Below are 9,553 nucleotides of genomic sequence, written 5' to 3' on the forward strand. Positions count from 1 at the left end.
AAAACAATAGGAATACATTGATGTCTGAGGGTGAATCTAAAAATACCCACTTTGGTTATAAAACCGTAGAGGCGGATAAAAAGGCCGATCTCGTTGCTGGCGTGTTCCATTCGGTTGCCGCCAAGTACGATATCATGAATGACGTTATGTCCTTCGGTATTCACCGTTTTTGGAAACGCTACACCATTGAAGTATCTGGCGCTCGTCCGGGTATGAAGGTGCTTGACCTTGCCGGTGGTACGGGCGATTTAACCGCTAAATTCTCTCACTTAGTGGGTGATAAAGGCGAAGTGGTTTTAGCTGATATCAACGATTCTATGCTAAAAGTGGGCCGCACTAAGCTACGTGACAAAGGCATTGTCAACAATGTCAGCTACGTGCAAGCCAATGCCGAAGCACTGCCCTTCCCCGATAATCACTTCGATATCATCACCATCGCCTTTGGTCTGCGTAACGTAACAGACAAAGACGCAGCGCTTCGTTCTATGAACCGCGTACTTAAGCCTGGTGGTAAGTTATTGGTATTAGAGTTTTCTAAGCCCCAGCATGAAATCATGCGTAAAGTGTATGATTTATATAGCTTCAAAGTCTTACCAAAGATGGGTGAACTCATTACTAAAGACGCTGACAGCTATGAGTACTTGGCCGAATCCATTCGGATGCATCCAGATCAAGACACTCTTAAGCAAATGATGGTGGATGCGGGCTTTGAACAGGTCGATTACACCAATATGACCGATGGCATTGTCGCCCTGCACCGTGGTTATAAATTCTAATGATGCCGCAAGAAGTGGTGTTACTTGCCTGCGCCGCGATTGAGATGGGTCTGAAACAACTTCAGACCCAAGCGGGTGACGCCTATGCGCGCCAGCGCCAGCTACATGGCAAAGTATTTCGTATTCAATTAACGCAACTCAACTGGCCAATTTACTTGGTCTTTGCCAAAGAAATCCAAGTAATGAGTCGCTATGAAGGCGATGTTGATGTCAGTCTGCACGCTGATGCAACCACACTTTATCGCGTGTCAGAAGGTGCCAACCTGACTGAACTTATCAAGCAAGATAAGCTCAAGCTCGAAGGCGATCTGAACTTATTACAAAGCTTTAGCCAATATCTACGTAGCATAGAGTTTGATTTTGCCGAACCCATTTCGCGTTATTTGGGTGACGGCCCTACTCACAAGCTCATCAGTACAAGCCATCAGGCAAAAGGTTTGGCACTTGAAGTATTGCGTAAAACCCGCTCCCATTTAGGGCAACTCGCTATCGAAGAGTATCGGCTTGCGCCCCATCGGATTGAGCTTATTCATTTGTGCGATCAAATAAATGACTTAGTTACCGACACTCGCGCGCTCGAACAACGGATTGCCCAATTAAGAGACTCAATTAAGCCATGACCCTTGCCAGTATCCGCCGCGGTTATCATGTGATTAAGACCCTATTGCAATATGGGTTAGATGATGTTTTACCGCCAAAGATGACCCCTTGGTACTTTAAACTCGCCCGCAATAGTCTGTTTTGGATCCGTAATAAACACAAAGGTAAATCCGGTGGCGAGCGCTTAAAGCTAGCAATGCAAGAGCTTGGCCCTGTGTATATCAAGCTAGGGCAAATGCTCTCCACCCGCCGTGACTTACTGAGTGATGAATGGGCGACAGAGCTTGCCATGTTGCAGGATAAAGTCCCTCCCTTCGATGGCGCACTCGCCCGACTCGCGATAGAAGCTGAGCTTAAAGCACCAATCGAGACCTTCTTTGATGACTTTAATGAAACGCCATTAGCCTCGGCCTCGATTTCCCAAGTGCATACCGCCACGCTTAAATCCAATGGCAAGGCCGTGGTATTAAAAGTGCTGCGCCCGAACGTAGAAACTAAAATCCAGGCCGATCTCCTGCTGATGTCGCAAACGGCGAAGGTCATCGATTATCTTCTTGGCGAAGGTAACCGACTACGCCCAGCCGAGGTGATTGAAGATTACCGCGTCACCATTTTAGGGGAGCTCAACCTTAAGCTTGAGGCCCTCAATGCCATTAAGCTACGTAATAACTTCCTCGACTCAGACGCGCTCTATATTCCTTATGTATATGAAGAGTTTTGTTATCCACGTTTGATGGTGATGGAACGGATTTACGGTATTCCAGTATCGGATATCGCTGCACTTAAGGCACAAGGCACAAACTTTAAACTGCTAGCCGAACGGGGCGTAGAGCTATTTTTCACCCAAGTGTTCCGCGATAACTTTTTCCACGCGGATATGCATCCGGGAAATATTTTTATCTCCCGCGAACATCCCGAAAATCCTTACTACATCGGCCTTGATTGCGGCATTATGGGCACGCTCAGTGAGGTCGATAAGCGCTATCTCGCGGAAAACTTCCTCGCGTTTTTCAATCGTGATTATCACCGCATCGCGCAACTGTATATTGAGTCGGGCTGGGTGTCGGAAAAAACCGATCTGCAAGCTTTTGAACAAGCCATCAAGGTCGTGTGTGAACCCATGTTTAACAAGCCCTTAGATGAAATCTCCTTCGGGCATGTGTTGTTAGAGCTGTTCCGTACCGCACGGCATTTTGATATCGTCGTGCAGCCTCAGCTCGTGCTGCTCGAAAAGACTTTGCTGTATATTGAAGGTTTAGGCCGTCAGCTCTATCCGCAACTGGATCTCTGGCAGACCGCTAAACCCTTTTTAGAGCAGTGGATGGCCGAGCAAGTGGGACCTAAAGCCATGTTTAAAAAGGTATCCACAAAACTGCCATATTGGTCTGATAAACTTCCGGAATTCCCTGAACTAATTTATGACAACCTTAAATTAGGCAGGAAATTGCTGAGTTCTCAGCAACAAATGCTAGATAAGTATCTGAAATACCAGCAGCAAGCACATAAGAGTAATTACTTACTCATCACTTCTGCAATTTTATTGATCTGTGGCACGTTATTGTTCAACCAAGACGCTACACTGTTGAGCCCTTACGTGTGCCTGATTTCAGGTACGGTACTGTGGATTATCGGATGGCGATCTAGGCCAAAGAATCGTAAATTTTAGCTAGCACTAATTAATCAGAGGTTCATAATAGAACCGATATCAATTAAGAGGATACCTTCATGGGTGGCATTAGTATTTGGCAACTTCTTATCATCGCGTTAATCGTTGTCTTATTGTTTGGAACTAAGAAATTACGCTCTTTGGGTGGTGACTTAGGTGGTGCTGTTAAGGGCTTCAAAAACGCCATGTCTTCAGAAGAAGATAAAAAGGCGCTAGAAGACACTGAAGCGGCAAAACCAGTGCAAACAGCACAAACCGCACAACCAACTCAACAGGCGACTGAAAAGAAACCTGAGTCTCACAAAGAACAGGCGTAACTCTTTATGTTTGACGGTATCGGCTTTATGGAGCTGCTGCTGATCGGTGTTCTGGGGCTGGTCGTTCTTGGCCCCGAACGTCTACCGGTTGCAGTACGTTCAGTAACCAGTTGGATCCGCGCGATGAAACGCATGGCCAACTCAGTCAAAGAAGAACTTGAGCAAGAGCTAAAGATCGAGCAGTTGCACGCCGACCTCAAAAAAGCGGAGAGCAAAGGTTTATCTAACCTCTCTCCCGAGCTGCAAGAGTCAATCGATCAATTGAAGCAAGCCGCGCAGTCAGTGAATCGTCCTTACCAAGTGCAAGATATTCCCAGTGCACAGGAAAACCAGATCCACAATCCTGCAAGCCAAACGGTTTCTACCGAGGCGAGTCCAACTTCGGCTTCCTCCGCCCCACATAGTGAGTCCATTCAGGGCGAGGATACCCGTTCTAACCCGAAAGCTAACGGATAATTCATGTCGCAACAGCAGCCACTTATCAGCCATTTGCTTGAACTTAGGTCCAAGCTGCTTAAATCCATTGCCAGTGTATTGATTGTATTTATTTGTAGTGTGTATTGGGCAAATGATATTTACCATTACATGGCAATCCCTTTAATGCAGTCTTTGCCCTTAGGTGGCAGTATGATTGCGACCGATGTGGCCGCACCTTTCTTCGCCCCTTTTAAACTGACATTAGTTCTGTCATTTTTTGTGGCCGTACCCTATGTGCTCTTTCAAATTTGGTCCTTCGTAGCACCGGGTTTGTATAAGCATGAAAAACGCTTAGTTATGCCGCTACTTTTTAGCAGCACAGTGCTATTTTATTTAGGTATAGCCTTCGCTTATTACGTTGTATTCCCAGTTGTATTTGGCTTTTTTGCCAACACTGCTCCAGAGGGAGTACAAGTTGCAACCGATATCAGCAGCTATCTTGATTTTGTACTGAAATTATTTTTTGCATTCGGCTTATCCTTTGAGATCCCGATTGCCGTTGTTTTACTCTGCTGGGCCGGTGTGACAACACCTGAAGATCTCAAGCAAAAACGCCCCTATATTATTGTCGGCGCATTCGTGGTGGGTATGCTGCTCACACCACCTGATGTTATTTCCCAAACTATGCTTGCCGTGCCAATGCTGTTATTGTTCGAAGGCGGATTATTTGCGGCTCGTTTTTACAGTAAACCTGATGACGAGACCGATGAAGAACAACCAACGAATGACTAATGCCTCAATCGGCATTAGAGGAAAATAATAATAAGGAAACTGGGATGCGTTTAACTCTACTGACTGGTGCAGTGTTACTGGTATCTGCACAGGCTAATGCCGGTATTGAGCAGCAATTAACTCAATGTGCAGGGATAGCAGACAAACTCGAGCGCTTGGTATGCTATGACAATCTCGCAGCAAGCATTCAAGTCACCACAGTGACCAATAACACCACGGCACTGATAGCTGTCGCCCCCGTTGTCACTCCCGCAGCGGCCCCTGCAGCTGTGGCGACTGCAGCTCCTGTTGCTGCCGCCGCGACCAATGTCGAAGATAATTTCGGTATGGAAGTTAAACGCGTCCAAGAGAATACGACTGACAAAATTTATCTCGATGTGGAGTCAATAGCAGAAGATGCCTACGGTGCCTTAAAGATTACCTTTACCAATGGCCAAGTTTGGAAACAAACCGAAAACCGTAAGTTCAACCTCAAAGTCGGTGAAAAAGTATTTATCGAAAAAGCAGCGCTTGGTTCTTTCTTAATGGGCACAGAAAGTCGTAATGCTAAGGTGAGGGTAAAACGCCTAAAATAATGTCATCTTATATAGATATCGCTGTCAACTTGCTTGGCAGCGCACTCGAACCAGACATAACGCAAATCATACAAGCAGCGGCGGACCAAGGGGTTTCGCCGTTAATTGTTATTGGCAGTGATTTAAGTGAAAGCGCGGCAGCCATTCAATTATGCCAAAACTACCCTAACCAGCTTTATTGCACCGCAGGCGTGCATCCCCACCATGCTAGCGAATGGCAAACTGATTCCAAACAAATTCACGCAAATTTATGTGAAGCACCACAGGTTGTTGCTGTAGGCGAGTGCGGGCTAGACTACAATAGAGACTTTTCCCCCCGTCCGGCTCAGCGCCAAGCATTTATCGCCCAATTAGAACAGGCGATTGACCTTCAAAAACCCGTTCTGATGCATGAGCGAGATGCCCATAGTGATTTTTTAAGCATCGTTAGTGAGTACCGCCCACATCTTCGCGGCGCTTTATTGCACTGCTTTACTGGCAGCCAAGCGCAAATGGAAGCTTATATCGATCTCGATTTACACTTAGGAATTACAGGTTGGGTTTGTGATGAAAGGCGTGGCCAAGAATTAGCAGCGCTAGTGCCATTGATTCCAAAAGATCGTTTATTGATCGAAACAGATAGTCCTTATCTGCTACCGCGTAGCATGCGTCCTAAGCCTAAATCCAGTAAAAATAAACCCGAATATTTGCCTTATATTGCTCGGTATATTGCCAATCTACGCGGAGAAGATCCGGCTGAATTTGCAGAACAATGCTATCAAAATAGCCTAGCGTTTTTTAATTTGAGTCAACAGAATGGCTAAATTAAGTTGCTTATTGGTTTTGCTTATCAGCATGCTCATATCATCTGGTAGCTTCGCAAGCATAATCAACATCAATGAACACACTCCGACGCCGCTCAGTCTAACACCTTGGCTAATGGTGACTCATCCCCATTCTGAAAGTCAGTTAGCGGACATTGAAGCACTTCCCAAGGCACAATGGCATAAGTTTACCAGTAAAGATATTCAACGTCTTAGCCTGCATAATTTTTGGCTGTCAGTTAATCTTAGTAGTAACAACGAAAGCCTTTCACGCATTCTTGCCTTAGATAATCCCTTATTAGATAAAGTAACTATTTACCATCTTGTAGATAACCAACTCGTCAACACAACGTATATGGGAGATACACTTCCCTATAAACAGCGTCCACTGCTGAGTAATATTTTTCTATACCCTTTTAAAATTAACACCAATGAACAACATACCTTTTATATACATATTGAAACGGAAGGCAATGCGGCCGTTCCTTTAAATTTGTGGTCGGCCAACGATTTGGCGCAAATAGCGGAATCAACAGCTGTCGAACATGGATTTCAGCTTGGGGTACTCGCCGCCATAGGTATCTTCAGTCTATTTATCGCGTTAGCTTCTGGTTCATTCAGTTACAGCTATTACTCCGGCTACGTCCTTAGCATGACTCTCTTAGTTGCTACGATTAATGGTTTCGCATTCCGCTTCCTCTGGCCTAATTGGCCAACATTGCAGCAACTGATGGTTCCTGTGCTACTCCCTTTAGTTATGGCTTTCGCCTTAATGTTTACCGAAAAAATTTTACAATTAAAATACTATAATCGCCGCATGCTATTGATGTGCCGTTATAGTGCCGTTTATATCCTTTTAATCTGTTTATTAGTCCCCTTTTTGCGTTATGGCACTGTACTTTACATTGAGATTATCTCGGTTGTCGTGCTCAGTATCATTATGATGATACTCGCAATTATTCAAGCCGCTAGAGGGCAAAAATTAGCCAAACTTTATACTGTTGGCTGGGTGAGTATGCTGACGGGTGCGTGCCTGAGTAGCTTACTGTATTTAGGCGTTATCGAGCTGAATATCAAACCTCAGACACCTGTAATGCTGGGGTTAACCTTTGAAATCATCTTTATGTCACTCGTGCTTGCTATCCGCTATAACGACGAACGTAAAGCCAAACAACGCATTCAACAAGAAGCACTAAAACAAGCACAAAAAATTCGTAGCGCACGTGAAGATGCATTAAAAGTAGAAGCAGAAACTAACGAAAGACTGGAACAAATGGTGCAAGAGCGCACTTTGGAACTTGAAATTACCCTGCGCGAATTGCATGAAGTTAATCAAAAGCTCACAGAACAAAGCACTATAGACAGCTTAACGGGGGCTAAAAACCGCAGTGCCTTCGATAAACGCCTATTAGCAGAAAGCCGTATAAGTCGTCGTCAAGAAACGCCAATAGCACTATTAATGATCGATATCGATCGATTTAAATCTATCAATGATCAATTTGGCCATTTAGCGGGTGATCAAGCCCTAAAACTTATCACGAAGACATTGCAGCAGCATTTAAAACGACCAACGGATCTAGTATCACGTTTTGGTGGAGAAGAGTTTGCTATTATTCTCCCCAATACCAACGCGGATGGGGCGCTTCAAGTCGCTGAAAATATAAGAGATGCAGTGACTAGTATCGGCCTTGAATGGGAAGGAAAACCCATACCACTCACCGTCAGTATCGGCGTGAGTGCCGACGTAATCTTGAATGAGCAACACAGTACCGAATTATTAGAGCAGGCAGATAAAGCCCTCTATCAAGCAAAAAATAGCGGACGCAATCAAGTGAAATTGTATGCGCCAGCGCAAACAGAACCTAATTAGGAGTCTAATGTGAATATCATTACCAGTGCCTTCCCACAGCGCAGAATGCGCCGCATGCGCAAACATGATTTTAGCCGTCGCCTGATGGCAGAGAATCACCTAACAGTGAATGACCTAATCTATCCTATGTTTGTGCTCGAAGGCAGTAATCGCAGCGAAAAAGTCGCTTCAATGCCAGGTGTGGAGCGTTATTCGATCGACTTACTGCTCAAAGAAGCAGAAGAACTTGTTGAATTAGGCATCCCCTTAATTGCCCTCTTTCCTGTCACGCCAGCAGAGAAAAAGTCTCTTATGGCAGAAGAAGCTTACAATGCTGACGCACTAGTGCAACGTGCTGTACGTGAACTCAAAAAGGCCTTCCCACAACTTGGCATTATGACAGACGTGGCTCTAGATCCTTTCACGACCCATGGTCAAGACGGCATTATTGATGAAACAGGCTATATCCTGAATGACATCACTACAGAAATTTTAGTTAAACAAGCCTTGTCCCATGCCGAAGCGGGCGCTGATATTGTTGCGCCATCGGATATGATGGATGGCCGCATCGGCGCGATCCGTCAAGCACTGGAAGCAGCTGGCCATGTTAATACCCAGATCATGGCCTATTCAGCTAAATACTCTTCGAGCTACTATGGCCCATTCCGTGATGCAGTTGGCTCAGCAGGCAACCTAAAAGGTGGCAATAAGCATAGCTATCAAATGGATCCAGCTAACAGTGATGAAGCACTACACGAAGTGGCGCTCGATATCCAAGAAGGTGCTGACATGGTGATGGTAAAACCAGGTATGCCATATCTCGACATCGTTCATCGTGTTAAAACTGAGTTAGCTGTTCCTACTTTTGCTTACCAAGTGAGTGGTGAATATGCCATGCACATGGCCGCGATCCAAAATGGCTGGTTAGCTGAAAAGGCTATCGTCATGGAATCGCTACTATGCTTCAAACGTGCCGGTGCCGATGGCATTCTTACCTACTTCGCCAAACGTGCAGCACAGTGGCTAAAAGAAGCTAAATAATCGGGTTTAAAAACCAATGCTAAGCATAAAGGGCAGCCAAACGCTGCCCTTTTTATTAGCTCGAAGAAAGCCTTTGAAACTATTGCTCTGTCGGTCAAATCGATATGCAGGTAATAACTATCGTCATCGCAGAAGCGAATAAAAGGAAGTACGAATAGGAAGTAGTAATAGAGAGAATGAAATTACAAATGCCTAAAACAAAAAAGCCAGCTTATTCAGCTGGCTTCATTGTTTAGTTAGGCGCTTGGCGATGACCTACTCTCACATGGGGAGACCCCACACTACCATCGGCGCGATTGCGTTTCACTTCTGAGTTCGGGATGGGATCAGGTGGGACCACAATGCTATTGTCACCAAGCAAATTTGGTATCTACTCCCCATCTTATCTAGGCAGTAAATGAATTCGGAAAGCTGTATTGAGTATCACTTCTTAAGTGTTCATATTCGTCTAAGTGCTACTTAGCAAAACCCATCTGGGTTGTATGGTTAAGCCTCTCGAGTCATTAGTATCAGTTAGCTCAACGCCTCACAACGCTTACACACCTGACCTATCAACGTCCTAGTCTCGAACGGCTCTTTAGTGGACTTATAGTCCAAGGGATGACTCATCTTGGGGCTCGCTTCCCGCTTAGATGCTTTCAGCGGTTATCGATTCCGAACATAGCTACCGGGCAATGCCATTGGCATGACAACCCGAACACCAGCGGTTCGTTCACT

At 45.3% G+C, this 9,553-nt stretch carries 10 protein-coding genes and 2 rRNA genes; 10 read left to right on the top strand and 2 right to left on the bottom strand.

The features are described 5' to 3' along the window. The first annotated feature begins 20 nt into the window (after positions 1-20). From ubiE to hemB, 10 genes are read left to right on the top strand one after another with little or no spacing between them, the layout of a single operon-like run. Entirely contained in the window at positions 21-776 is a 756-nt protein-coding gene (gene ubiE, locus MMG82_RS01120) for a bifunctional demethylmenaquinone methyltransferase/2-methoxy-6-polyprenyl-1,4-benzoquinol methylase UbiE (RefSeq protein ID WP_037422660.1), read from the top strand. Further along, a complete protein-coding gene (locus tag MMG82_RS01125; protein ID WP_241406285.1) occupies positions 776-1,396 on the top strand; it encodes an SCP2 sterol-binding domain-containing protein in 621 nt (206 codons plus the stop codon). Before ubiE ends, MMG82_RS01125 begins: the two co-directional genes overlap by 1 nt. Continuing rightward, positions 1,393-3,042, top strand: coding sequence for a ubiquinone biosynthesis regulatory protein kinase UbiB (ubiB, locus tag MMG82_RS01130; RefSeq protein WP_037422654.1), 1,650 nt, complete (start codon positions 1,393-1,395; stop codon positions 3,040-3,042). The genes MMG82_RS01125 and ubiB overlap by 4 nt, the downstream gene beginning before the upstream one ends. 59 nt (positions 3,043-3,101) lie before the next feature. Beyond that, positions 3,102-3,359 (top strand): Sec-independent protein translocase subunit TatA, encoded by a 258-nt coding sequence (gene tatA / locus MMG82_RS01135; RefSeq protein WP_037422651.1) that lies wholly within the window; start codon positions 3,102-3,104, stop codon positions 3,357-3,359. A 6-nt stretch (positions 3,360-3,365) separates the two neighbouring features. Further along, a complete protein-coding gene (gene tatB / locus MMG82_RS01140) occupies positions 3,366-3,815 on the top strand; it encodes a Sec-independent protein translocase protein TatB (RefSeq protein WP_037422648.1) in 450 nt (149 codons plus the stop codon). Between the two features lie 3 nt (positions 3,816-3,818). Next, a complete protein-coding gene (gene tatC, locus MMG82_RS01145) occupies positions 3,819-4,568 on the top strand; it encodes a twin-arginine translocase subunit TatC (RefSeq protein ID WP_037422645.1) in 750 nt (249 codons plus the stop codon). 44 nt (positions 4,569-4,612) lie between these two features. Beyond that, on the top strand, positions 4,613-5,143 hold the full coding sequence (locus tag MMG82_RS01150; RefSeq protein ID WP_037422753.1) for a hypothetical protein: 531 nt from the start codon (positions 4,613-4,615) through the stop codon (positions 5,141-5,143). Continuing rightward, complete coding sequence (locus MMG82_RS01155; RefSeq protein ID WP_241406286.1) at positions 5,143-5,946, top strand: TatD family hydrolase; 804 nt, start codon at positions 5,143-5,145, stop codon at positions 5,944-5,946. Before MMG82_RS01150 ends, MMG82_RS01155 begins: the two co-directional genes overlap by 1 nt. Further along, the gene (locus MMG82_RS01160) at positions 5,939-7,816 is read left to right on the top strand and encodes a diguanylate cyclase (RefSeq protein WP_037422639.1); all 1,878 of its coding nucleotides are present in this window, start codon (positions 5,939-5,941) and stop codon (positions 7,814-7,816) included. Before MMG82_RS01155 ends, MMG82_RS01160 begins: the two co-directional genes overlap by 8 nt. A gap of 9 nt (positions 7,817-7,825) precedes the next feature. Continuing rightward, complete coding sequence (gene hemB, locus MMG82_RS01165) at positions 7,826-8,836, top strand: porphobilinogen synthase (RefSeq protein WP_037422636.1); 1,011 nt, start codon at positions 7,826-7,828, stop codon at positions 8,834-8,836. Between the two features lie 242 nt (positions 8,837-9,078). On the opposite strand, the gene rrf is transcribed toward hemB, so the two are convergent. Both rrf and MMG82_RS01175 read right to left on the bottom strand, forming a co-directional pair. Continuing rightward, positions 9,079-9,194 (bottom strand): 5S ribosomal RNA (gene rrf, locus MMG82_RS01170). 124 nt (positions 9,195-9,318) lie between these two features. Continuing rightward, positions 9,319-9,553 (bottom strand): 23S ribosomal RNA (locus tag MMG82_RS01175); the annotation flags it as partial.

It is taken from the genome of Shewanella sp. MM_2022_3 (genome assembly GCF_022557375.1).
GTDB classification, from domain to species: domain Bacteria; phylum Pseudomonadota; class Gammaproteobacteria; order Enterobacterales; family Shewanellaceae; genus Shewanella; species Shewanella xiamenensis.